The organism is Syntrophomonas sp. UBA5494 (assembly GCF_002426325.1).
The window spans coordinates 28405-52145 of sequence record NZ_DIPG01000094.1 but is presented as its reverse complement, the minus strand read 5'-3'; the positions used below and the strand labels follow the sequence as shown (position 1 = coordinate 52145).

The 23741-nt window shown below is 52.4% G+C and carries 24 protein-coding genes; 22 read left to right on the top strand and 2 right to left on the bottom strand.

Annotated features, from left to right (window positions below; all coding sequences use genetic code 11):
- From ruvB to ytfJ, 21 genes are all read left to right on the top strand, one after another.
- On the top strand, positions 1-885 hold an 885-nt coding region (ruvB, locus tag B3W37_RS10400), incomplete at its 5' end, for a Holliday junction branch migration DNA helicase RuvB (RefSeq protein ID WP_483175682.1).
- A gap of 11 nt (positions 886-896) precedes the next feature.
- On the top strand, positions 897-1457 hold the full coding sequence (locus tag B3W37_RS10395; protein ID WP_483175681.1) for an epoxyqueuosine reductase QueH: 561 nt from the start codon (positions 897-899) through the stop codon (positions 1455-1457).
- A complete protein-coding gene (locus tag B3W37_RS10390) occupies positions 1454-1681 on the top strand; it encodes a DUF2905 domain-containing protein (protein WP_483171844.1) in 228 nt (75 codons plus the stop codon). The genes B3W37_RS10395 and B3W37_RS10390 overlap by 4 nt, the downstream gene beginning before the upstream one ends.
- Positions 1682-1686: 5 nt before the next feature.
- Positions 1687-2742 (top strand): tRNA preQ1(34) S-adenosylmethionine ribosyltransferase-isomerase QueA, encoded by a 1056-nt coding sequence (queA, locus tag B3W37_RS10385; RefSeq protein WP_483171845.1) that lies wholly within the window; start codon positions 1687-1689, stop codon positions 2740-2742.
- A gap of 53 nt (positions 2743-2795) precedes the next feature.
- A complete protein-coding gene (gene tgt, locus B3W37_RS10380) occupies positions 2796-3902 on the top strand; it encodes a tRNA guanosine(34) transglycosylase Tgt (RefSeq protein WP_483171846.1) in 1107 nt (368 codons plus the stop codon).
- Positions 3903-3964: 62 nt separating this feature from the next.
- Positions 3965-4243, top strand: a complete 279-nt coding sequence (gene yajC, locus B3W37_RS10375; RefSeq protein ID WP_481038011.1) for a preprotein translocase subunit YajC — start codon at positions 3965-3967, stop codon at positions 4241-4243.
- 2 nt (positions 4244-4245) lie between these two features.
- Complete coding sequence (locus B3W37_RS10370; protein ID WP_483175680.1) at positions 4246-4905, top strand: HD domain-containing protein; 660 nt, start codon at positions 4246-4248, stop codon at positions 4903-4905.
- 24 nt (positions 4906-4929) lie between these two features.
- Positions 4930-6135 carry a protein translocase subunit SecD gene (secD, locus tag B3W37_RS10365; RefSeq protein ID WP_483175678.1) on the top strand — a complete coding sequence of 402 codons (1206 nt, stop codon included), beginning with the start codon at positions 4930-4932 and terminating at the stop codon, positions 6133-6135.
- A 13-nt stretch (positions 6136-6148) separates the two neighbouring features.
- The gene (gene secF, locus B3W37_RS10360) at positions 6149-6988 is read left to right on the top strand and encodes a protein translocase subunit SecF (RefSeq protein ID WP_483175676.1); all 840 of its coding nucleotides are present in this window, start codon (positions 6149-6151) and stop codon (positions 6986-6988) included.
- Positions 6989-7145: 157 nt separating this feature from the next.
- On the top strand, positions 7146-8051 hold the full coding sequence (locus B3W37_RS10355) for a cation diffusion facilitator family transporter (protein WP_481038015.1): 906 nt from the start codon (positions 7146-7148) through the stop codon (positions 8049-8051).
- A gap of 18 nt (positions 8052-8069) precedes the next feature.
- Complete coding sequence (locus B3W37_RS10350; protein ID WP_483175675.1) at positions 8070-8432, top strand: lipopolysaccharide assembly protein LapA domain-containing protein; 363 nt, start codon at positions 8070-8072, stop codon at positions 8430-8432.
- Positions 8433-8662: 230 nt separating this feature from the next.
- Positions 8663-9955 carry a diaminopimelate decarboxylase gene (lysA, locus tag B3W37_RS10345; protein ID WP_483175674.1) on the top strand — a complete coding sequence of 431 codons (1293 nt, stop codon included), beginning with the start codon at positions 8663-8665 and terminating at the stop codon, positions 9953-9955.
- Positions 9956-10178: 223 nt separating this feature from the next.
- A complete protein-coding gene (locus B3W37_RS10340; protein WP_483175672.1) occupies positions 10179-11312 on the top strand; it encodes an S-layer homology domain-containing protein in 1134 nt (377 codons plus the stop codon).
- A gap of 242 nt (positions 11313-11554) precedes the next feature.
- Positions 11555-13843: an S-layer homology domain-containing protein gene (locus B3W37_RS10335; protein ID WP_483175671.1), complete on the top strand. Its 2289-nt coding sequence runs from the start codon at positions 11555-11557 to the stop codon at positions 13841-13843.
- Between the two features lie 213 nt (positions 13844-14056).
- Positions 14057-16696, top strand: coding sequence for a CBS domain-containing protein (locus B3W37_RS10330; protein ID WP_483175670.1), 2640 nt, complete (start codon positions 14057-14059; stop codon positions 16694-16696).
- On the top strand, positions 16680-17303 hold the full coding sequence (locus tag B3W37_RS10325; RefSeq protein ID WP_483171851.1) for a site-2 protease family protein: 624 nt from the start codon (positions 16680-16682) through the stop codon (positions 17301-17303). The genes B3W37_RS10330 and B3W37_RS10325 overlap by 17 nt, the downstream gene beginning before the upstream one ends.
- A 13-nt stretch (positions 17304-17316) precedes the next feature.
- Positions 17317-18054 (top strand): segregation and condensation protein A, encoded by a 738-nt coding sequence (locus tag B3W37_RS10320; RefSeq protein ID WP_483175669.1) that lies wholly within the window; start codon positions 17317-17319, stop codon positions 18052-18054.
- A complete protein-coding gene (scpB, locus tag B3W37_RS10315) occupies positions 18041-18565 on the top strand; it encodes an SMC-Scp complex subunit ScpB (RefSeq protein WP_483171852.1) in 525 nt (174 codons plus the stop codon). Before B3W37_RS10320 ends, scpB begins: the two co-directional genes overlap by 14 nt.
- Entirely contained in the window at positions 18558-19121 is a 564-nt protein-coding gene (locus tag B3W37_RS10310; RefSeq protein WP_483171853.1) for a DnaJ family domain-containing protein, read from the top strand. The genes scpB and B3W37_RS10310 overlap by 8 nt, the downstream gene beginning before the upstream one ends.
- Positions 19122-19173: 52 nt before the next feature.
- Entirely contained in the window at positions 19174-19698 is a 525-nt protein-coding gene (locus B3W37_RS10305; RefSeq protein ID WP_481038023.1) for a DUF2953 domain-containing protein, read from the top strand.
- Between the two features lie 2 nt (positions 19699-19700).
- Positions 19701-20138 carry a GerW family sporulation protein gene (gene ytfJ, locus B3W37_RS10300; RefSeq protein ID WP_481038024.1) on the top strand — a complete coding sequence of 146 codons (438 nt, stop codon included), beginning with the start codon at positions 19701-19703 and terminating at the stop codon, positions 20136-20138.
- An 87-nt stretch (positions 20139-20225) separates the two neighbouring features.
- Here the strand turns inward: ytfJ and B3W37_RS10295 are convergent, their stop codons facing one another.
- Complete coding sequence (locus tag B3W37_RS10295) at positions 20226-21425, bottom strand: M24 family metallopeptidase (protein WP_483175668.1); 1200 nt, start codon at positions 21423-21425, stop codon at positions 20226-20228.
- 215 nt (positions 21426-21640) lie between these two features.
- A complete protein-coding gene (locus B3W37_RS10290) occupies positions 21641-22912 on the bottom strand; it encodes a helix-turn-helix domain-containing protein (protein WP_483175666.1) in 1272 nt (423 codons plus the stop codon).
- Between the two features lie 234 nt (positions 22913-23146).
- Here B3W37_RS10290 and B3W37_RS10285 point away from each other — a divergent pair, with 234 nt between their 5' ends.
- The gene (locus B3W37_RS10285; RefSeq protein WP_483175665.1) at positions 23147-23737 is read left to right on the top strand and encodes a nucleoside recognition domain-containing protein; all 591 of its coding nucleotides are present in this window, start codon (positions 23147-23149) and stop codon (positions 23735-23737) included.
- The last annotated feature ends 4 nt before the right edge of the window (positions 23738-23741 follow it).

Sequence of the window (23741 nt, the reverse complement as noted above, 5' to 3'; positions counted from 1 at the left end):
CTCTTGAGCGGGCCTCCGGGTCTGGGCAAGACCACCCTGGCCACTATCATAGCCAATGAACTGGGCAAATCGATCCGCAAAACCTCGGGCCCGGCTATCGAACGTCCCGGAGACCTGGCGGCGATTCTAACCAACCTGGAGCCGGGTGAGATCCTGTTTATCGATGAGATACACCGCTTAAACCGTACTGTGGAAGAGATCATGTATCCGGCTATGGAGGATTACACGATCGATATAGTTATCGGCAAGGGGCCCGGGGCCAGGACACTGTGCCTGGATTTGCCTCCTTTCACCCTGATAGGCGCCACCACCCGTCCAGGCCTCTTGAGTTCACCCTTAAGGGACCGGTTCGGCATCAACTGCCGCTTGGACTTTTATAATGAAAATGACCTTTTGTTGATCATCGAGCGGGCGGCTGTGATTATGGGCCTGCGTATAGACCAGAAGGGCGCCCGGGAGATCGCCCGCCGGGCCAGGGGCACGCCGCGCATCGCCAATCGCTTGCTGCGCCGGGTATGGGATTTTGCCCTGGTGAAAGGCGACGGGGTGATAAGCCTGAGATTGGCTCAAATGGCCTTGAGCAGCCTGGAAATCGATGAATGCGGCCTGGACAACGTGGACAGAATGATACTGGAAGCCCTGATCAATAAATTCGGGGGAGGCCCGGTGGGCCTGGAAACACTGGCTGCCGTGGTGTCAGAAGAAGGAGATACCTTAAGCGATGTCTACGAACCATACCTGATTAAACTGGGATTGATACAAAAGACCCCGCGGGGGCGCGTGGCTACGGAGAATGCCTACAAGCATCTGGGTTATCCTTTAAATCCGGCCTGGAAATCTGACCTTTTTAACCTTGGCGCTGACGCGCCTGATGATGGCGAGTAATGGAGTGAATTATGGACAAAGTACTCTTGCATACCTGTTGTGGGCCCTGTGCCACCGTTCCCCTTCCCGCCCTCAGAAAAGAGGGTTTTGATGTGCGGGGCTATTTTTACAATCCCAACATTCACCCTTTTACTGAATATGCCAAACGCCTGGAGGCTTTGCAGGAGTATGCCCGGCAGCAGGGGCTCAAACTGATCGGCGAGGAGCCCTACAACCCGGTGGATTATTTCCACCACATTACTTTCCGGGAACAGAAGCGCTGCCAGTTATGCTATCAGATCCGCCTGCACAAGACCGCACAGATGGCCCGCTCCGGCAAGTTCGATTATTTCTCGACCTCGCTTCTGGTCAGCCCCTTTCAAAAGCATGACCTCATCAAGGAGGCCGGGGAGATGGCTGCTGAAAAATATGGGGTCCCCTTCCTGTACCGGGACTTCCGCAGCGACTATAAAGAGACCGTCAGCCGCTCCAAGGAGGCCGGGCTTTACCGGCAGCAGTACTGCGGATGCCTGTACAGCGAACAGGAGCGCTATGCCTCTGCGAAACGGAAGAAGGAGAACCCAAAATCATGAATGGTATGGATAGTATCGCCAGGCTCCTCATCACCATGGGGGCGTTAATTCTCCTGGCAGGGCTGGGATTATTGCTGATGAGCAAGCTGGGCGGAGAGGGATTTCGCATCCCCGGTGATTTTGTGATCCGCCGCGGCAATTTCACCCTCTACTTTCCGCTGGCTACCGGCTTGATTCTGAGCTTGATCCTGACCGTCCTGTTAAATCTGTTTTTGAGGAGATAATATCCATGTCAGTGGATGACAACAGCCCCTATTATGATTTAGCGCAGTATCATTATGACCTGCCGCCGGAGCTGATTGCGCAGTATCCGGCCGAACCGCGGGATGCTTCCCGTCTCCTGGTGGTGGAAGGCAAAGGCGGGGCGATGCATGACCGCTATTTTAAAGAGCTGGCAGACTACCTGCATCCCGGCGATGTACTGGTCTTAAATGACACCAAAGTCATTCCCGCCCGGCTCTTGGGAGTAAAAGAGAGCGGGGGGCAGGTGGAGATATTGCTCCTGCGCAAACAGGGCCCGGAATGGGAAGCCCTGGTAAGGCCGGCCCGCCGCCTGCGTCCCGGATACCGCATACTCTTCCCCGGGTTTGAAGAGGCTGAGGCAGTCATCACCGCCGAGCTTGGTTTTCCCGGAGGGAGGCGGCTGGTCTTAAACCATTGTGATGAGGATGGGTTTATTGCCCGGGCGGGGCATATCCCGTTGCCGCCGTATATAGAGCGCAGTGACGAGTCAGGTGATGCGGAGCGCTACCAGACCATCTATGCCAGACACAGCGGTTCGGCAGCCGCGCCTACGGCCGGCCTGCACTTTACCACAACCCTGCTGGAGGAGATAAAGGCCCAGGGAGTTCAGATAGCCACGGTGGTATTGCATGTGGGATTGGGGACTTTCCGCCCGGTCAGCTGCGCCGATATTCGCCAGCACCAGATGCACAGCGAGTTTTACCAGGTGAGCGCCGAAACAGCATCCCTGCTCAATCGGGCCCGGGAAAAGGGGGGGAGGATCACCGCGGTAGGCACTACCGTGGTGCGCACCCTGGAGACCATTTATGATAAAGACCGGGGTTATCGGGCCGGGCAGGGGGAAACCGACTGTTTCCTCTACCCTGGTTACGATTTTAATGCCATTGACCAGCTGATAACCAATTTTCACCTGCCCGGATCTTCACTGCTGATGCTGGTATCGGCCTTTTTGGGGGTGGAAAAGACCAGACAGGCCTATCAGCACGCCATTAAGGAAAAGTATCGCTTCTTCAGTTATGGAGACGCGATGTTGATTTGCTGAAAAGTATGTGGTTTGTCTTGAACGGATAAATTTACAAGTACAGTTGAGGTGCTATGATGTTTACAATAGAGAAGAATGATCCCTTATGCCGGGCCCGGACGGGCTGCTTGAAAACCGGGCATATAAATGCCGAGACTCCGGTGTTTATGCCGGTGGGAACCCAGGCCACGGTCAAGACTCTGACCCCGGACGATCTTTATCAGATCGGGGCCTCCATAATATTGTCAAACACCTACCACCTTTACCTGCGCCCCGGTGAGCAGCTGATTGCACGGGCCGGCGGACTGCACAGCTTTATGAACTGGGAGCGAGGGGTATTGACCGACAGCGGCGGGTTTCAGGTTTTCAGCCTCAGTGCCATGCGCAAGATCAGTGACCAAGGAGTGGAGTTTCAGTCCCACATCGATGGATCCGCCCACTTTCTCACCCCTGAGAAGGTAATGCAGATCCAGATGGATTTGGGGGCCGATATCGCCATGTGCTTCGATGAATGCGCCCCCTATCCCTGCAATTACGAGGAAGCCCGGCAGGCGGTGGAACGTACCACGCTGTGGGCCAGGAGGTGCCGGGAAGCACACCATTCCGACCGGCAGATATTATTTGGCATCGTGCAGGGCAATGTTTTCCCTGATTTGCGTCTAAAGAGCGCCCAGGATTTGCTGGCCCTGGACTTCCCAGGCTATGCCATCGGGGGTCTCAGTGTAGGCGAATCCAAAAAGGAGATGTATGAGACCATACAAGCCATGGACAGCCTGCTGCCCCGGGAACGCCCGCGCTACCTGATGGGCGTGGGTGCGCCGGAGGATCTGCTGGAGGGGATACGGCACGGCATAGATATGTTCGACTGCGTCTTACCCACCCGCTTAGCCCGCCATGGCAGCGCCTATACCCGCCAGGGCCGGATTACCGTGCGCAACCGGGAATATGCCGAGGATTTTCTGCCCCTGGATCCAGACTGCGGCTGTGCGGTCTGTAAAGGTTTCAGCCGCGCCTATATCAGGCATCTGGTTAAAGCCGGTGAAATGCTGGCCCACCGGCTGATCACTTACCATAACGTGCATTTTCTGGTGAACCTGATGAAAGAAGCCCGCCAGGCTATCCGGGCAGGCCGATATATGGACTTTTACCACCAGTTTTTAACTGTTTATCAAATATCTTAGAGGATTTTCGCCTTAAGTCGCGAATTTAACTTAAGTTGATCAAATGTAAGGGGTGATATCGAATGCCACTGGACAATTCCGTACTAACCTTGGTTCTCTATTTTGGCGGGTTTATTGCGATTTTTTGGGTGTTTATCATACAACCTCGCAAAAAGCAGGAGAAGCGTCATAAAGAACTGTTGGAATCCCTCAAAAGGGGCGAGAAGGTTGTGACCATCGGCGGCATAAGGGGGGAAGTAGCCCGCATAAAAGACAAGACCGTCATGATCAGAGTCAATGACAACATAGAGATCGAGTTTTTGAAAACCGCGGTAGCCTACCGCGTCGATGAGGCAGAATAATCATGCTCGAAGTCGCCGACCTTTATCGCCACCCCCTGGTGAAGGGCTTTATCAAGCAGGGGAATAAGCATCTGGAAGCGATTGGCTACACTGATCACGGCCAGGTCCATGTTAAAGTGGTGTCGCGGCTTAGCCGGGAAATCTTGCTTAAATTGAAGTACCCCGAACGCATGGCCGATCTGGCAGCGATTGCCGGATATCTGCATGATATCGGCAATGTCATCAACCGCAACGGTCACAGCCAGGCCGGGGCCTTGATCGCCTGGGAGCTGCTCAACCGTATGCAAATGCAGGAAGATGAAATCTCCGTCATCTGTGCGGCTATCGGCAATCATGACGAAGGCAGCGGTCAACCGGTAAACGCGGTGGCTGCAGCCTTGATCCTGGCTGACAAGTCGCATGTACACCGCAACCGGGTCAGGAACCATGATGTCGCCACCTTCGATATTCATGACCGGGTCAATTACGCTGTAGAGTATTCTATTGTGAATATCGATGAAGAGGAACAGCTCATCTCCATGGTGATGGCTATAGACACCGCTATCTGCCCGGTGATGGAGTATTTCGAGATTTTCCTGAGCCGCATGCTGTTGTGCCGCCGGGCCGCTGATTTTCTGGGCTGCGAATTCGAACTCATTATAAATGGAGCCAAGCTGATCTAAGTAAAGTTGTGGAGGAATGCATTAGTGAACCGAAACTTAAGTATTGCGATAAGTGCAGTGATTGTGATCGCCCTGGGTCTGGCTGTATTTTTCCTGCAGAAGCCCCTGGTAAACAACCTGGATTTGGGCTTGGATTTAAGGGGCGGCCTGCGGGTGGTATTACAGGCCCAGGAAAAGCCGGGTGAACCGATCACTGATGACACCATTCAAAAAGCCGTAGGCATCATACGCGACCGCGTAGACAGCCTGGGGGTCAGAGAGACCAGCCTGTATCCACAGGGAAAAGATCGGGTGGTTATCGAGATCGCCGGGGAAGATGATCCTGAGGCCGCCGTAGATATACTCAAAAACGTAGCTCAGTTGGAGTTTCAGGATGAGCAAGGCAATGTTCTGGTAAGCGGCAAGAATTTGACTGATGCCCAGGCTCGGGTCAACCCCAACACCCAGGAGGCCTATGTGGAACTCAAGTTCGACAAAGCAGGCGCCGATCTGTTTGCCCAGGCCACTACCGCCAATGTAGGCAAACCGCTGGTGATCGTATTGGACGGCAAGCCCATCAGCGCCCCCATCGTCAACCAGGCCATAACCGACGGCAATGCTATCATCGAAGGCAATTTCGACGCCAAGGAAGCCCAGGATTTAGCGGTATTGCTGCGTTCCGGAGCCCTGCCGGTCAGCTTCAATGTTCTGGAAAAGCGCTCTATCGGCCCCAGCCTGGGTGCGGATTCGCTGGAAAAGAGCCTTAAAGCCGGCATGATCGGCATACTGGCCGTTTTCCTCTTTATGCTGGGCTATTACCGGCTGCCGGGTTTGATTGCCGACATTTCCATTGTCTTATACGGGCTGCTGGTCTTGGGGAGCATGGTCCTGCTCAATGCGGTCCTGACCCTGCCGGGTATCGCCGCCTTTGTGCTGTCAATCGGCATGGCGGTCGATGCCAATATCATTATTTACGAACGCATCAAGGAGGAGATCAGGTGGGGCAAGACTTTGCAGGCCGCTATAGACGCCGGTTTTAAACGCGCCTTCTGGACCATATTCGACTCCAACCTCACCACTTTGATGGTCACGGTAGTCTTGATGTATTTTGGCACCGGCTCGGTAAAAGGCTTTGCTGTTACCCTCTCCATCGGGTTGATAATCAACATGTTTACCGCTCTGACCTTTACCCGTTATTTGCTGGGTCTGGCCTCTAATCTTACCAAGAACACCAAGCTATACGGGGTATAAGGAGGGGATTGCCATGATTATTGAACGCAGGAAAATTTTCTACATCATATCTTTAATATTGATTATTCCGGGAATAGCTTCCCTTTTTCTCAATGGACTCAACCTGGGGATCGACTTTAGAGGCGGATCCATCGTGCATGTGAAAATGGCTGCCGACGTAAGCGCCCCGGAGGTGCGGGAAGCCCTGGTGCCGGTAGGACTGGAACAATCCGAGGTGCAGAAGAACATTGATAACACCTATTTTATCCGCACCAGCGAACTGGATCAGGAACAGACCAAAGCTTTGATCAATGCCTTAGAGACCAAGTTCGGCGAAGTGGAATTGATGAGCGCCGAGAGCGTCGGGGCTACCATAGGCCGGGAACTGGGCCTCAACGCACTTATGGCATTGGGGATAGGCCTGGTCTTGATGCTGGTCTACATCTCCTTCCGCTTTGAATGGACTTTCGGAGTGGCGGCGGTTCTGGCCCTGATGCACAACATCCTGGTGGTAGTGGGTGTATTCTCCATATTTCAGTGGGAAATTAATTCGCCCTTTATCGCCTCTATTCTGACTGTGGTTGGTTTTACCCTCAACGACACCATTGTTGTGTTTGACCGGGTTCGGGAAAACATGCGCAGCACCAAAAAGCCGGATTATTTGACGCTGTTAAACAAGAGCATCTTGCAGGTGCTGAATCGATCCATCAATACGGTGCTGACAGCCGTTATGACCCTGGTGGCCTTGCTGATTCTGGGCGGCGCCACCCTCAAATTCTTTGTGGCAGCCATGCTGATCGGTTTTGTGGTGGGGGCTTATAGCTCTATTTGCATTGCCAGCCCCCTGTGGTACGAGATCAAAAAGGCGGCTTAGACGAAATCCGTTGACAGGACAAGTCTTTGTCCCCTATACTAGACCTTAATAACAACATCACTGCGTTTAGTCAGGCTTTTAGCCGGGCTCATTGAGCAGCGGAAATCCGCGGGACTTCATATTATGAAGTCCCGTTTTTTTAACGGAGGGGTGGGCTGTGGACACACAGATCAAGACCAGAGCAGCAATAATATCCGTTATAAGCAACCTGTTCCTGATGACCGCCAAATTCGTCGCCGGCGTCTTGAGCGGTTCCATAAGCGTCATCTCTGAAGCCATTCATTCCGGCAATGACCTGGTAGCCGCGGTTATTGCCCTTTTTGCGGTGAAAGAATCGTCCAAACCCCCGGACGAGGAGCATCCCTTTGGCCACGGAAAAATCGAAAATATATCCGGGACTATTGAAGCCCTGCTGATCTTCGTGGCGGCAGCCCTGATTATCAAAGAGGCCATAGAAAAGATCAGATTTGGCGGAGAAACCATGGAGCCCACCTGGGGCCTGGTTATAATGGGGGTATCGACCGTCCTCAATCTGGTAGTTTCAAATTACCTGCTGAAAACCGGTCGGGAACACCATTCCATTGCCCTGGAAGCGGACGGCATGCACCTGCGCACCGATGTCTATACCTCCTTAGGCGTATTTATCGGGCTCTTGCTGATAAAAATAACCGGACTGCAGATCATAGACCCTATTGCCGCCATCGTCGTAGCCGGTTTGATTGTCAAAGCCGCCTATGACCTGACCCGGAAGGCTTTTGTGCCCCTTTTGGATACCTCCCTGGAAGAGCATCACCTGCAGGAGGTGCAGTACGTTTTGGCCGAACACCATTACCTCTATGTGGAATACCATGACCTGCGCACGCGCCGTGCCGGGCGCGAAGCCCATATCGACCTGCATCTGGTCATAGACGCCCGAACCAGCGTGCAGGAGGCCCATGACCTGTGTGACAGCATAGAAAAATCCATTGGCGAGCGGGTGCCGTTTTCATCGGTGCTTATCCATGTGGAGCCTGATGCTGAGATCAAAACCATTGCTGGAGCAGCAGGAAGGCAGGAATTTTGACAAAAAGAACGAAAATATATGCTCAAGGAAATGAAAAAACAGCGAAATGGGGTAGGAAGGATGCAGGTTTATTTAATAGGAGCGGTGCTTTTTCTGGCGGCTATGTTAACCTTTATCTTTCAGAATCCTGCTGCCGTAGAGATTCATTTCATCACCTGGAGCACACCGCAGATATCTCTGGCCTTGGTGGTTTTAGTGGCGGCTTTGGGCGGCGCTTTAATCACTTTTTTGCTTGACAGCGTGAGGTATTTCAAGATTGCGCGCACCATTAAAGAACTTCGCAACAACAACGGCGCATTACAAAAGCAAATCCAGGATCTCCAGGCGCAAAAGGATAAGCTGGAAAAAGATGCGGCAAGCCCTATCGGGGTCACACCGTAAGACTTGAGCAGCAATCGAGGACGGTTTTCCAGGGGGACGGTTCAACCGTTCCCCTGTGTTCTGTGTCCGGATTGGGGCAGGCTCAACCATCACACTTGCCTCGAACCGTCAATATTATGATTGTATGTTGTATATCCGCGGGCCTTTTATTGACCCTTAACGACAGGAAATGATACAATATTCACGATTTAGTGATTGGGGAGCTGAAGAGTTTGCATCTGACAGGCACCATGAGGATAAATGGATTTGGCAACTTGGAAATTGGCGGGGTAGATGCCACCAAATTGGTGGAGCAGTATCAAACTCCGCTGTGGGTTATAGATGAAACCGGCTTTAGGGAGAATTGCCGGGCTTTCCGCAACGCTTTCCGGGTGTCGGGCGATACCCTGGTACTGTATGCCAGCAAGGCTTTATGCAATACCGCCCTGTGCAAAATAGTGAATGAGGAAGGGCTGGGGCTGGACGTAGTTTCCGGCGGGGAATTGTTCACGGCTATGAATGCGGGCTTCCCTATGGAAAAGGTCTATTTTCACGGCAACAACAAATCGCCCGGCGAGCTGGAAATGGCGGTTGCGCTTGGAGTAGGGCGCGTGGTGGTCGACAATTTCCAGGAACTAAAAACCCTAAACCAGATCTGCCAGGGGCTGCAGGTAAAACAGGACATATTGCTGCGCATCACCCCGGGGGTGGAAGCCCATACCCACGAATTTATCAAAACCGGCCAGATCGATTCCAAATTCGGTTTCACCCTGCCCGGCGGGCAGGCTATGGAAGCGGTGCAGGCTGCTCTGGGATGCGGTGCGTTTGAACTTGTGGGGCTGCACTGCCATATCGGATCACAGATATTTGAAATGGAGTCCTTCGAACATGCCGCCGAACTGATGATGCATTTCATGGCTGACGTTAAGGAACTTACCGGGCATGAATTCCAGGAACTCGATATCGGGGGCGGTTTCGGCATATATTATTTTCCCGGGGATGAGCCCAGAAAACCGGATGACTGGGCGCAGGCAGTGACTAAAGCGGTGCAGTCTAAAGCTGACCAATATGGCCTGAAGAAGCCGCGGATTATAGTAGAGCCGGGCCGGGCTATTGTCGGACCTGCCGGGATCACCCTTTATACGGTCGGTTCCGGTAAAGAGGTGCCGGGGATTCGCAAATACATCGCTGTGGACGGAGGCATGACCGATAATCCCCGCCCTGCCCTGTACGGCAGCAAATACCTGGCAATGGTAGCCAATAAGGCTATTCAGGAGGCCACAGAACAGGTCTCTATTGCAGGTAAATGCTGCGAATCAGGAGATATGCTGATCTGGGATGCCAGACTGGCCCCGGTTGAGAGCGGAGATATAGTGGCGGTTTTTGCTACCGGAGCCTACAATTATGCCATGTCCAGCAACTACAACCGCATTCCCCGGCCGGCCATGGTTCTGGTCAAAGACGGCAAGTCCCATTTGATCCTTAAGCGGGAAACCTATCAAGATATAGTCAGAAATGACCTGGTGCCCGACTACCTTAAATAATATTTTCATCTAATACCGGAACAATGCTATAACAATGCTATAAATGAGATTTTTAAAAGAGGGACTATATTGTTCCTCTTTTTACTTACCTATTCCAATTATTTCTTCATTCTTGCAGGAGAAAACACATTTATTATCGAAGATTTAGCCAAAACACATATAATTGCCAAAAAATATATAGATTGGTAATGTGGAGAGGAACGCATTATTAATGAATAACTGTTTGAATTTAAGAAGATTAACCGTTTTCACGTTATTTGTTTTCCTGCTGACAACCTTCATTCCCGTCTATCGGCCCTGTACGGCCGCCGATTTTTTATCCAGTTACCAGATCCTGAAACAGGACTATTCGGAAATGGTCGACTGCATTATCGCAGGCGGGGCTTCTGAAAGCGATATCGAGGCCTTTTTAATTGATTTGGAAGATACCGTCAAGGGTTACGGCACCCTGACTGAGGAAAATTTCGATTCCCAGATGTATCAGTCTTTTGAAGAAGTCATATTGTGGCGTAAGCATCGCACCTTCTTCAATGCTCTTCTGAGCAGCTATGGGGATGAAATTGATTACACCAGGGAAAATGGTGAGCTTCATCCTTCACTATTGCCGATACATGATGCTATCATGGAGGCCTTGCTGGGCGGGAATGAGGATGACCCTGAAGATGAAGAAGACGAGCAGCATAATAGCGGGCCCTCAAGTGGAGGGGGCTCATCCCCCGGCCAAAAGAACGATCAGGAACAGCCTCAGCCCGCTCAGGATACTACCCCTGCCCCGGTTCCGGTAATCAGTCCATTCACAGATATCATCGGCCATTGGGCTGAAGATCCCATCAACCAGGCCTGTCAAAAAGGTTTGGCAGCTGGCATGACCCCGTCCCAGTTTGGCCCCCAGATACCTATTACCAGAGCCCAGTTCGCAACCTTGATGCTGCGGGCACTGGGTCAGACGCCGGGGTCGTATAATAGCAGCAGGTTTGATGATGTTCCGCTTACCGCCTGGTATTGCAATGCCGTTAATCAAGCTGCCGAGCTGGGCATCATAGACGGCTACAGCCAGACCCAATTTGGACCTGAAGATCCCATCACCCGCGAGCAAATCAGCGTGATAATCAGCCGGGCCTTGCTGCTTAAAGAAAAGGGCGTCGCGGTTAGTGAAAATCAGATTTTGCTGATCCTCAGTGCGGTTGCTGACCAGGATCAAATTTCGCATTGGGCCAAATCGGGAGTGGCATTCAGCCTGACCAACGGAATCATGACCGGTCGGGATTTGGGTTCTTTTGTGCCTGCTCAGCATGCCACCCGGGCTGAAGCAACTGTGGTGATTTTAAAAGTCTATCAGTTATTAAATGAGATGTAGTCTTTATGGTTCCAACCGATAAATCAGTAAGAGCCCTTTAGACCAGGTGCTTTTAAAAGCGCGGGGGTTTAAGGGAGCTTGTTTTTGCTCAGCGATCGAAAAGTGCCTAGGGAATAAGCCGCGGTGCGGTTTGGCGATAACACTTCAATATCTTATCATTGTTTGGCAATCTAGACAATTACGGAGGGGGGTAAAAGCTGTCCGGAAATATATCTCTTTTGGAAGGAGGAATACATAATCAAATGAAGTGGATGCGAAAACCAGGTTTTATATTGCTGTTGTCACTGTTTTGCCTTTTCTCCACAAGCAATTATGCCAATGCGGATGTTATTGATGATATGGTTGCTCAAATGCAGGATATATACCAATACATGAGCGACTATGACAAGACCAGCATCAGTGCTGCCCGTGACGAATTGCAGGACTTTGCGGTGAACGGATCCGAAGCAGATTGGAATGAAGTTCTGGGGGTCGGCACCGGCAACAACCTGTTGACCAGTGAAGTGATTTCGCGTTTTGGGAGCGAAGAAGCGGCCCGGGAAGCAGCCCAAGACATATTCGCCGGTCTGGGTGAAATCTATTATTCTACTGACCCAACCCAGCTGAGAAACACCCTGGAGGACTTTAGAGCAGAGTATGTCGACGAATTCCAGCTCCTTTTCGGGGCGGATATAACCATGGATGAATTTTATGGACTCTTCTACGATGCCCGCGAAGCCCTTCCCGGCGTAATCACCGAAGCAGAGGCAGGCCTGTTGGCCACAGGCACCAACCAGTACCTGCTGAACAATATGCCGGGTTTCCTGGAAGAGGCTATGGATGCGGCCTTATCGCTCACTGCAAACCAGACCTTCAGCGGCAGATTGTCAGCGATCGGCTGGACAGCAGAGAAGTTGATTGCTCAACAGGAAGCGCTGGCGGGGTTTGTCGATGCCGACGGATATGCCAGGATTTCATTGGCTTTGGCTGCGATTCGCTCTGAGACCGTTTTGGAGGCAGGCCCACTTACTTTAGCGGAAGGCAGCAGTACAGATGTTGATGAGTATACCATTAAAATAATGGGACGCAATGCAACCGACCTGCTGGCCTGGGCTAGCGCCGATCCCAGTATTGTTGAGGTGACCACTGACCCTGTGACCGGAAACTTTGTCCTTGAAGCCCTAGCTCCGGGTGAGACCCAGTTGATCGTATACCGCGATTATGCTGAGGCCGATCCGGATTATGACTGGCTGTACAAGTTCGATGTTACGGTGGAAGAGACTATAAATATTGCTGTGATAACAGGAGTAACCGCGCCGGTAACCGGCGGGACTCCGGTAACAGCCATAACCGCCAATGACCAGTATACCGGAACCGTAAGCTGGTCGCCAGACAACACTACGTTTGCCGGCAATACTGTTTACACAGCCACTATTACCATTGCACCAAAAACCGGCTACACCCTGACCGGCGTATCTGGAAACTTCTTTACCGTAGCCGGAGCGACTGCAACCAATGCCGCTGACTCCGGGATTGTAACCGCAGTTTTCCCGAAGACCGCCTCATCCGGCGGAGGCGGAGGTGGCGGCGGAGGCGGAGGCGGCCAGGCGGGCTTTGCCATCCGCACCACCGGGACCACAGCGGAAATGTATAAAATGGTGGTGAATATACCCAAGGGGGCAGTGGATGAGGACACCAGAGGAGATATCGAGCGTCTCGACAGCGATGAGATCGACGCCCCCGAGGACAGCGTTATCCTGGGTTACATTTACGAATTTACTAAAGAAGCCCCGGGCGACTTCCTCGAACCGGTCATCGTTAAACTGCCTTTTAATAAGGACGCAGCAAACCTCGACAAATACACCTTATCCATCTACAGATTTGACGAAAATGCGGATGAATGGGTGGAGCTGGATTCTGTAGATGTTTATGCATCCAGTGTCAGGGGTGAGACCTTCAAAACCGGCCACTTCGCGGTGATAGCCACTGAGATACCAGTTGAGCCGCCGGTAGAACCGCCGGTAGAACCGGAGCCGGTTGTACTGACTGACATCGGCGGACACTGGGCAGAAGAAGCCGTCCGCAGCCTGGTAGGAATGAGGGCTGTCTCCGGTTATCCCGACAACACCTTCAGACCGGATAACTCTATCACCAGAGCGGAATTTGCTACCGTTCTAGTTAAGGCCTTCGACCTGCCGGATGGACAGGGCAAGGTATTTGAGGACACCGCCGGGCACTGGGCCAAAGATTACATCGCCGCCGCCTATGCCGCCGGCATCATCGAAGGGTACAGCCAGCAGCTCTTCGGTCCCGATGACCTGATCACCCGTGAGCAGATGGCCGCCATGATCGCCAAGGCTTCCAAGCTGCAGGCCAGCAGCGGGCAGCTCAGCTTTGCCGACAGTTCCAGTATCTCCAGCTGGGCTTACGGCTGGGTCGTCAGCGCAGTCAACAACCAGCTTATGAACGGCTATCTGGACAACACCTTCCGTCCTCAAGCCAATGCGACCCGGGCGGAAGCCATGACAGTCATTTACAACGCCTTGCAGTAAACGAAATAATTAGGCAGACCCGAGACTCCTTCAGCCATAGCGGCTGAAGGAGTCTTTTGGAGTCACGGGTGAATCACCGCAATCAGGGGGACGGTTCTCTTGATCGGCTAGGCTGATCAAGAGACCGTCCCTGATTGCGCCCCTGATTGCCTGCGGTGCGTGTAATAGGGAGTTGTGATATAATGCATATATCTTGGGAAGGAAAGTTATGGAATGGAGATTATTGTATCACATACCGCGCTCGATTTTGACGGGCTGGCTGCCATGGTTGCCGCTAATCTGCTCTACCCCCAGGCGGTCAAGGTATTTTCCGGAACACTGTCACCCAATGTCAAACGCTTTATGGGTCTGTACAAAGACCTGATCGACATTGAGCAGCCTAATGATATAGACTTTGAAGCGGTTACAAAAATGATTGTGGTTGATACGGCCAATGCCAGCCGGCTGGATCAGTTGAAGGCGTTAGCCGCTCAGCCCGGGGTTGCTATAAAGATATATGATCATCATCCCCCGATGCCGGATGATTTGCGGGGGGAGAGCCGCCAGATACAAATGCTGGGGGCGACAACCACCATCCTGGTAGAGGAGATCATGGCCCGGGGGGTGGATATAAACGCTTTTGAAGCCACTATACTGGCCCTGGGCATTTACGAAGATACCGGCAGCCTGTTATTCAGTTCAACCACCGCCCGGGATGTTAAAGCGGCCGCATTCCTCCTGGAAAAGGGCGCCAATCTCAGTGTGGTAGCCGGTTTCATCGATCAGCCCTTATCACGCAATCAGCGCCGCTTGATGCAGGAATTGCTGAACGGCACCATGCGCTACCATATCAAGGACTACGATATCGTTCTGGCCAGCTGCCACAGTCGGGAATTCGTCAGCTTGGTGACTGTAACCGAACGATTGTTGACCATTGAAAATTGTGACGCCGTTTTTGTGATAGCCAGCCAGGCCGGAAAAATTAATATCATCGGGCGCAGCCGCACCACCAATATACCGGTCAACGAAATCCTGGGGATATTCAAGGGACGCGGCCACAGCAAGGCGGCTTCAGCCAGCCTGAAGGGACAGGATGACAGCAATATCATCCCCCTCCTCCTGGAAGCCCTCAAAGAGAAAACAAGAGCCCCGCTGGTTGCCGCCGATATCATGTCTTCTCCGGTAAAAACGGTTTCAGTCCATGTGACCATGGAAGAAGCCGGCAAGACTATGCTGCGTTACGGGCATACCGGCATGCCGGTAATGGACGGTAATCAAATGGTAGGTCTGATATCACGCCGTGATGTTGACAAAGCCCGCCAGCATAATCTGGGTCATGCGCCGGTGAAGGGCTTCATGAGCGCCCGGGTGATCACCGCCCGGCCGGATACACCGGTGAACGAGATTCAGAAGGCCATGATCAGCCATGATATCGGCCGGGTGCCGGTACTGGACGATGAAACCAATATTGTGGGGATTGTATCCCGTACCGACGTCTTGCGCACTTTGCACGGCGACGACTATCCTGAGGACTACGAGATTTTATATACTGCGGCTTACAATAACGAAGAAAGCTGTTTGAACCTGATGAAAGAGCAGCTGCCCTCACAGATCATGACTATTCTGGAGCGTATCGGACAGGTGGCGGAAAATGCAGACTGCCAGGTTTACCTGGTAGGCGGGCTGGTGCGTGATCTGTTTCTCCGCGTGCCTAACTTTGACGTGGACCTGGTGGTGGAAGGAGATGGGCCGACCTTCGCCAATTTATTGGGTGAGGCTCTGCCCGCCCGGGTCAGGGTGCATCAGCGCTTCAAGACCGCCGTTGTGGTCATGGCGGATGGCTTTAAAATAGATGTGGCCACCGCCCGGGCGGAATATTATGAGTTCCCGGCCGCCCTTCCTCAGGTGCAGCGCTCCTCTATCAAGGAAGACCTGTACCGGCGCGACTTCACCATCAACACTCTGGCGATTGCCCTTAACCCTGACCACTTCGGGGAATTGATCGATTTCTTCGGGGGGCGGCGCGATATCGAAGAGGGTTTGATCCGCATTCTCTATAATCTGAGCTTTGTGGAAGACCCCACCCGTATCATTCGCGCCATCCGTTTTGAACAGCGCTACCGCTTTACCATGGAAGCGGACACTTTGCGCTTTGCCCGGGATGCCATCGAACGCCGCATGCTGGGGCATTTGTCCTATGGACGCATCCTCAATGAACTGATCCTGATTCTGGGTGAAAAAGACCCCTTGCCAGCCTTGAAACGTATGCAGGAAATCGGGGTATGGGCTTATGTATTCCCGGAGATCGATCTGGACAGGCTGAATTGGAACGATATGCGGCGCATCAGAATACTGCTGGGCTGGTGGCAGGAGCGCTATCATATCACCGGGGTGCAGGACTGGCTTGTTTACCTCATGGCGTTTCTGTCCACTCTGAGCCGCGAGGCCGCACTTCTGGCGGTTTCGCGCTATCCGCTTCCCAAAGCGGCCCTGCGCTGCATAGATGAATCCTTCCTGGCGCCGCAATTGGCCAGGGCTTATCAAGACAACCGGGATATTCCCCTTAGCACTATCGACAGCGACCTGACCAGCTGGAGCTGGGAGGGTATCATATATTTGCTGTTGTGCGTAAAAGACGAAGCCGCATGGGAAAAGCTGGTTTGCTACCTGGATCAAAAGGAACGGGTCAAGGTGAGTATTGACGGCCAAACCCTGATAGACCTGGGTATTCGGCCGGGACCGGTATTCAGCCAAATGTTCTCTGAGCTTTATAAGCTGAAATTGGACGGATTAATAAAAGACTCCCATGATGAATTGGAAACAGTCAGACAGTGGCTGAAGGAGGAACGATTTACCAATGAATTCCCTGGTTGATTTAATCATATATCTGCCCGCCATCCTCATCGCGATTACCTTTCATGAGTATGCCCACGGGCGGGTGGCCTATGCTCTGGGAGACGACACCCCGCGCCTGCAGGGCCGGCTCACCGTCAATCCCCTGCCCCATATCGACTGGATCGGATTTGCCATGCTTTTTATCTTCCATTTCGGGTGGGCCAAACCGGTACAGGTCAATCCCTATAATTTCAAGCATATCTCCATTAAACAGGGCATGATGCTGGTGTCCCTGGCCGGGCCGGGCATGAATCTGTTGCTGGCCTTTTTGGCTTTAATTTTGATGCGCATCTTGATCCCTTTTCAGAGCAGTGAAACCGTTGTCATTAGTCTGCAATTACTGCAACCGCTGGTAAGCATCAATATTATTTTGGCGGCCTTTAATCTCATTCCCCTGCCGCCCCTGGATGGATCCAAGATCTTAGCCGGGATTTTGCCGGACAGCGGTGCTCGTTTAATGTATGGCCTGGAACAATACGGATTCGTCATCCTTATGCTCTTGATTATTACCGGAATGGCGTCAAAGATTTTTATGCCCATTGCCAACTTTTTGTATAAATTACTGGCCTCTATGGTGATTTTTTAAGGGGAGATAAGCCATGTCCTATGTGGTGGCACTGGAGGCTTTTCACGGGCCTCTGGACCTTTTGCTGTATTTGATTGAAGAGAGTCAGCTGGATATCTACGACATCCCCATCGCCCGGATAACCGATCAGTACCTGGCTTATCTGGCCGATACCGGCGACTGGGATCTGGATCGCCTGGGTGACTTTCTGGTGATGGCTTCATATCTGCTGCAGCTCAAGAGCCGGATGCTCCTGCCCAAGAACCCCTTGAAGCCTCAGCAAGCCGAGGAAAGCGAAGCAGATCCCCGCGAGGAGCTGGTGCAAAAACTGCTGTCCTACAAACGCTACCGGCAGGTGGCCCATTACCTGGCCAGGCGCGAGCAGGGGGAAGTGGAGCGGATATTCTATCGCCAGGCTGATGAAGTCCGGCCTGAGGAAGAGCTGGTGGCCGATGTTAAATCCCTGGTGTCGGCTTATAAGGCTTTGCGCGATCAGATCAAGTACAGCCAGCACCAGGTGGAAATACCGAGCGGAGATGTGAACATAGACCTCAAAATGAAGCAGCTGATGGCCATGCTGACCCAAAAACGGCACAGGGGCATGGCCTTCGGCGAATTACTGAAAACGGCTGCCAATCGCAAGGAGCTGCTGGGCTATTTCCTGGCCTTGCTGGAGCTGCTGCGGCAGCGCCGGGTGCGGGCGGTGCAGCCTGATCACAAATCCGATATTAGAATTTATCTGCAGGCAGGGATCAGCCATGTTGATGCGTGATGAAGTGAAAGCCGCCGCCGAAGCCATACTGTTTACGCGATCTGAAGCGGTGCCGTTAGAGGAACTGGTGGAAATTCTCGATGTGGGTTTGCTGGATTTGAAACCCATTATGCAAGAACTGCTTTTGCAGTATAATCAAGAAAAACGGGGCATACAAATTGTGGAGGTAGAAGGTGCTTATCTGATGTGCACCCGGCCCGAGTTCGCCGGCTTATTGGCCGGGCTGCACCCGCCCTTGCGCAAAAGATTGTCGACCGCCGCCCTGGAGACTCTGGCGGTAATCGCCTATCAGCAGCCCGTCACCCGCGCACAGATCGAAGCCATACGCGGGGTAAAGATCGACCGCATTATCACTATGCTGCTGGACAGGAATTTGATCGAGGAAGCCGGACATAAGACGGCGCCGGGCAAACCCGTATTGTATCAGACCGCCCCGGAATTCCTGAAAGTTTTCGGCCTGGCCAGCCTAAATGATCTGCCCGTTTTAGAGGAGGATATCCCCGATGTCTGAAAAATCCATGGAAGAACAGGTTAAGATAAAATCTCAGCAAGCCCGTAAATTAGCCAGGTATATGAGCAGCACCGCCGACCTGGTGGAAAATCAGATCCTCAAAGCCCAGGAACGGGGGGACTTTGACAACCTCAACGGCCACGGCAAACCGGTGCGCTTTGATGAAAACCCTTATGAACCGCCTGAATTGAGGATGGTATTTAAGATCCTGAAAGACAATGATTGCGCCCCCTACTGGATTGAGCTGGGCAAAGAAATCGATGCCGATTTCGAAAAGCACCGCGGGGGAGTGGAGAACTTCCGCAAGTATGCCGCCATGTTCTATAGCTCCAAACGCAACCAGCAGGCCCAGGAACGCTTCGAAAAACGCAAAGAGTCCATGTATTTCGAAGAGCGGGTCCGGCTGGAGCAGATCCACAAAAAAATCCTGGACTACAATCTGATGTGCCCCACCTTCCGCCTGGGACGTGAAAACATCGTGGTAGAAGAACTGATGCTGGAGGTTATCACCAGCATGGAGGCTTACATAAAGACCCTTCGCCAGGCCTTACGATAATTGCATAAAGACGCCCAGCCCGGGAATAATATGGTAAAACGGGAGATTATCCATGTGGTATCTCATCCTGGCAGCTGCGTTATTGGCCGGGCTGGCCGCATTCATGCGGCTTCCCTACACTGTCGATGTGCAATTTGTGTTCGAGGCTCAGCCGCCTTCTTTAGACATCAATATCAAATCCAAACTGAGTCAATTTAATAGCAATCATCATCTTCAAGCCGAGGAATTGGGCAAGGCCATTCTCACCGCGGGTGCGGGCAATTCATCTCCGGCCAAGCGCTTTTTGATGAGTCAGTTTCTGAAACAACTGGGGGTGCAGAAAGTCACCTGGAGAAGCTGGCTGGGATTGGACGATGCCATGCTGACCGCTATAGGCAGCGGTGCGTTGTGGGCCCTGAAAGGAGCGGTGATAAATTATTTAAGCCGCGTCAGTGTAGTCAGAGCCTTTCAATTAGAAGTTAACCCGGATTTTTGCGCATTTCGCTGCTCTTCCCAGCTGGATTGCATATTCAAAATACGCCTGGTGCATTATATCTATATAATCACCTGGATGAGGTTCAAAGCGAAGGGAGAATAAATATGGACGAAGGGCATCAGTATCAACAGCAAGGCAATAGCCATCCCATTGAAGGCTTGATGAAAACCGCCATGCAGAGCATTAAGGAAATGGTGGACGTCAACACCGTAGTCGGCGATGCCGTTGAGGCCAACGATGGCAGTGTGATCATCCCGATTTCGCAGGTTGCCTGTGGATTTGCCGCCGGCGGTGGCGATTACGAAACCCAGGGGGGACAGCAGCAAAGCGAAAAACCGTTTGCCGGCGGCAGCGGCGCCGGTGTTTCGGTTAAACCCATCGGCTTTTTGGTAGTGCGCAGCAATGATGTCAGGCTGCTCTCCACCAGCGGTAATCATGTTGCGGAAAGGGCCTTGGATCTGATGCCGCAGTTTGTGGACAAGATTCAGCAGCTCTTCCAGAACCGCGGCTCGGAACAAAAACCGCCTGAGACTGTGCAATAACGAACCTTGACGGACGCAACTGGGTGACGGGGTGACAATTGGGACAATCTCAATTGTCACCCCGTCGCCACGCCCATTTAAGTCGTCCTAAGGCAGAAAACCGACAGACTCATCAAAAACGGTTAGATTCTCCAGTCCCTGCGGGGTGACTACCAGAGTGTTCTCAAGGCCGACCGCTCCGTCGGGAAACACAAATTTGGGCTCCAGCGCCAAGACCATGCCTTCCTGCAGCGGGGCCTGATAACCGCGTGCCATAACCGGCAGCTCATCTAATTCTATTCCAATACCGTGGGCTATGAATGCCACTGATTCGGGATACCCCATAAAATGGTCTCTTAAACCGTTTCTATGGGCGATCTGCACGGCGGCCTCATAAACATCGGCACAGCAAACACCCGGTTTGGACATTTCTTTGACCGCCGCCTGGATTTCGGCAGCCACTGCGTAGGCTTTGGTCAGATGGGGCTTAAGCTTGCCGATGCAGAATATCCTGGCCTGATCCACCATGTATCCGTCTTTGACTCCCACATAATCAACCATAACAGGTTCATCCCGGATAATTATCTTATATCCAGAACCTTGCGGAAAAGATGGATTCAAGCCGCTTCCTCCGGTCGGTCCGTCAAAAAAGCTGGGGACCGCCAGATTCCAACCCGACATCAGATGACCATAGACGATTTCCGCATTAAAGCCGCGCATACGTATAAAACACTGATGACCGCCCTGCCGATACAGCGCTTCTAGCTTGCTGGCAAACTCGATTTCCGGAATCCCTTCGTGCAAAAACTCCTTTACATGAGAGAACATTTGGAAATTGAGCTGCGCGGCTTCCCTGATCAAATCAATTTCATAAGGGGATTTTACCCCTCTGACCTGGCGTATAAGGCTGCTTATATCGACTATTTGCACTCCTGCCAGCAATTTCTGGTAAAAGAACAGCAGATTGGCGGGAATAACGTCAAGCTCAAACCCGATACGTTTAGGTTTATGCCCCAACAAGGCTTCCACGGTTGCGGACATTTCTTTGACATTGGGAAAATCCCTGATATATTTGAGCTTCGATTCGCGGGTAGCCCGCACATAATTCTTTTTGACCAGCAATACGGGCTCTCCCTCGGTGGGGATAAACAGGTGGGAGCGTTGAATTGTACCTGCAAAATAGAACAGGTCGGCATTTTGAATAATAATGGCGCCATCCAGGTCGTGATTTCTCATTGCTTCCTGCAGTCGAATGGTACGGCTTTCCAACTCGGCACGAGGCGTTACGCGCTGTGGCTGATAAATCATTGACTATCCCTCCTCCATTTTGAGGCAGTATAGCAAATAGGAAAGCAACGGGTTTTCCCGTCCCTTAACAATTAAACTAATTAATACTTGTTGGAAAAAATGGCGGTGATTCAATACACTCAATTTCGGCAACAAAACCATGAAGAGGTTTAACATTTCTGATCGTTAGGTGGGTATTCTCACATGATGGGTGCGCTTTTGGGTTGCATAAGTGCTTAATTATTGCGCTTGTTTTGTATGATCAAAAACAATTTAGCGGCTGCCTCAGGGGGGATGGCCTGCAACCCCCGCTCATATTTGGAGAGGGTCTGCCGGCTCAGGCCTACTGCCCGGGCCAGTTCCTGCTGATGTATGCCTGATTTATGGCGGTAATCTTTGATCAGAAAAGGATATTTGCATAAGTTTTCGGCTGATTTGGGCGTGGGAAAAGCGCTGATATTACCACTGTTCTGAACTGAGATGCCCGGCTGTATTTGCCACAGGCTTTCTGACAATTGCACTGAAATGGGGGTGTCCAACCAGGTCTTGAAATAGCCTTTGGTCCGCGTTGCAGGCTCCAGCTCCGATACTGCCTGCAATGCGCCGCATTGCATTAAACGGTCGTGGGCTTTGATGAAGCTGTCAATGGTATGGCCGGGATTGCGCTGGTTGACCAGGGAGCCGCAAAACTGCAGGATTCTCCTCGGGGTGGCCCGGGGCAGTTTGCCTCTCTTGCCGGCGATACTGCCTATAATAGTCCAGTAGGAGCCGATTTTCTTGGTGTTTGCGTCATGATAGGGGCTAAGTTGAAGTATCGAACGATGGAAATAGCCGATCCAGCGCACCGAGTCCCGGTTGAGAAAGTAGCCCAAGGCCTGACCGCATCGAACCCCAAACTCGATCCAGCGCCGCGAGCCCTGGCGGTGTTCCACATCAACAATATCCAGCAGGCGGTCCGCGTTTTGTCCGCCAAATACCATGGTATTGCCGCGTTTATAATCCTTCCAGGTCATGCTCAGCCGCAAATCGGCAATATACGAGACATGTTTCCTCAAGTCTTCCATGAGGGTGCTTTTGCGCCCGTTGCGAAGGTTTACCCCGCGCTTGCCGGCAATGTCTTCTAGAGATATCCAGGCAATATCTTTGCCGGGGTCGTGAAGCCGGGCGATTTCGGACAGGAGAATGATGAACACATCGCCGGTCTCAACAGATAAGCCGGACACGTTTTTTCTCAACTGCTGCGCAATTATAAAACCGGGTCTGGCCAGGCGTGGACTCATAAAGATCTTGCCATAATCAATTGCCCTGATGCCGGGAGGCATTTCGTAAAAAATGTAAATGCGTCCGTCCTTGGCTTCATAACTGAAGAGCGGGGAGCCGTAAAGGCCCGTGCCCCATAAGCCGCCGGGACCTGAGTAAAGGGAGCGCAATGCGGCCTGAACCAGGGGATTGATGGGGATGGCCAGGGCTTGCGAGTCCGGCGCCCCTTTGGAGACGATTCTGTCCAATCCAAGCTGCCTCCTCAAAGAAAATAGTTTATCTCTGATTCTATTTTACATGCTTTGACATGCCGTTTTAGGTCCGAAATCCTGGTTATCATTCACTTTTCTTTAACCAGGGCTTTAACATGTTTGCATCATAAGTGCAAAAACCTGTAACAAGCGGGAACGGTGCGGCGTCCAGTTCTATTTTGCCGCATATGGACATAACCCTTTTACAAAAAGCGTTGAGGGGGATGTCCCGTGCTCAATCTGATCTGGTTGTTTCTGCTGGTCTCCGGCATTTTGGTCGCTGCCTGGCACGGCAACATTGAGGTGGTCACCTCAGCGGCCTTGCAGGCTGCTCGTGATGCGGTTGAGGTGTGCCTAAACCTGGTGGGGATTATGGCCCTGTGGCTGGGTATTATGAAAATCGCCGAGTCCGGAGGCCTGGTCAACGCCCTGGCCCGATTGCTCAGGCCTTTGATGGTGCGGCTGTTTCCCAGCGTGCCGCCTGACCACCCTGCCATGGGAGCCATTATTTTGAACCTCAGCGCTAATGTGCTGGGGCTGGGCAATGCCGCTACTCCTTTCGGAATGAAAGCCATGCAGCACTTGGACCAGATTAATCCCCGGCCCGGGGCGGCCTCGGAGGCTATGTGCACCTTTCTGGCCATGAACACTTCCTGCATCACTCTCTTGCCGGCTACCATTATCGGGGTCAGGGCGTCTTTTAACTCGGCCAATCCCACTGAGATCGTAGGCCCCTGTATTCTGGCCACCGCCTCCGCCATGGTAGTAGGCATGAGCGTGGATTACTGGTTCCGGCGCCGCAATCGACGCCGCAGGAGATAGGGCC

What these genes read in the sequence shown, in the direction of transcription:
- scpB (WP_483171852.1), top strand. Translation starts at nt 18,041, where the DNA reads ATGTTGATGCGTGATGAAGTGAAAGCCGCCGCCGAAGCCATACTGTTT.
- B3W37_RS10305 (WP_481038023.1), top strand. Translation starts at nt 19,174, where the DNA reads ATGTGGTATCTCATCCTGGCAGCTGCGTTATTGGCCGGGCTGGCCGCA.
- ytfJ (WP_481038024.1), top strand. Translation starts at nt 19,701, where the DNA reads ATGGACGAAGGGCATCAGTATCAACAGCAAGGCAATAGCCATCCCATT.
- queA (WP_483171845.1), top strand. Translation starts at nt 1,687, where the DNA reads ATGTCAGTGGATGACAACAGCCCCTATTATGATTTAGCGCAGTATCAT.
- secF (WP_483175676.1), top strand. Translation starts at nt 6,149, where the DNA reads ATGATTATTGAACGCAGGAAAATTTTCTACATCATATCTTTAATATTG.
- yajC (WP_481038011.1), top strand. Translation starts at nt 3,965, where the DNA reads ATGCCACTGGACAATTCCGTACTAACCTTGGTTCTCTATTTTGGCGGG.
- B3W37_RS10330 (WP_483175670.1), top strand. Translation starts at nt 14,057, where the DNA reads ATGGAGATTATTGTATCACATACCGCGCTCGATTTTGACGGGCTGGCT.
- B3W37_RS10295 (WP_483175668.1), bottom strand. Translation starts at nt 21,425, where the DNA reads ATGATTTATCAGCCACAGCGCGTAACGCCTCGTGCCGAGTTGGAAAGC.
- B3W37_RS10370 (WP_483175680.1), top strand. Translation starts at nt 4,246, where the DNA reads ATGCTCGAAGTCGCCGACCTTTATCGCCACCCCCTGGTGAAGGGCTTT.
- B3W37_RS10325 (WP_483171851.1), top strand. Translation starts at nt 16,680, where the DNA reads ATGAATTCCCTGGTTGATTTAATCATATATCTGCCCGCCATCCTCATC.
- B3W37_RS10320 (WP_483175669.1), top strand. Translation starts at nt 17,317, where the DNA reads ATGTCCTATGTGGTGGCACTGGAGGCTTTTCACGGGCCTCTGGACCTT.
- B3W37_RS10350 (WP_483175675.1), top strand. Translation starts at nt 8,070, where the DNA reads ATGCTCAAGGAAATGAAAAAACAGCGAAATGGGGTAGGAAGGATGCAG.
- tgt (WP_483171846.1), top strand. Translation starts at nt 2,796, where the DNA reads ATGATGTTTACAATAGAGAAGAATGATCCCTTATGCCGGGCCCGGACG.
- B3W37_RS10395 (WP_483175681.1), top strand. Translation starts at nt 897, where the DNA reads ATGGACAAAGTACTCTTGCATACCTGTTGTGGGCCCTGTGCCACCGTT.
- B3W37_RS10335 (WP_483175671.1), top strand. Translation starts at nt 11,555, where the DNA reads ATGAAGTGGATGCGAAAACCAGGTTTTATATTGCTGTTGTCACTGTTT.
- B3W37_RS10390 (WP_483171844.1), top strand. Translation starts at nt 1,454, where the DNA reads ATGAATGGTATGGATAGTATCGCCAGGCTCCTCATCACCATGGGGGCG.
- B3W37_RS10310 (WP_483171853.1), top strand. Translation starts at nt 18,558, where the DNA reads ATGTCTGAAAAATCCATGGAAGAACAGGTTAAGATAAAATCTCAGCAA.
- lysA (WP_483175674.1), top strand. Translation starts at nt 8,663, where the DNA reads ATGAGGATAAATGGATTTGGCAACTTGGAAATTGGCGGGGTAGATGCC.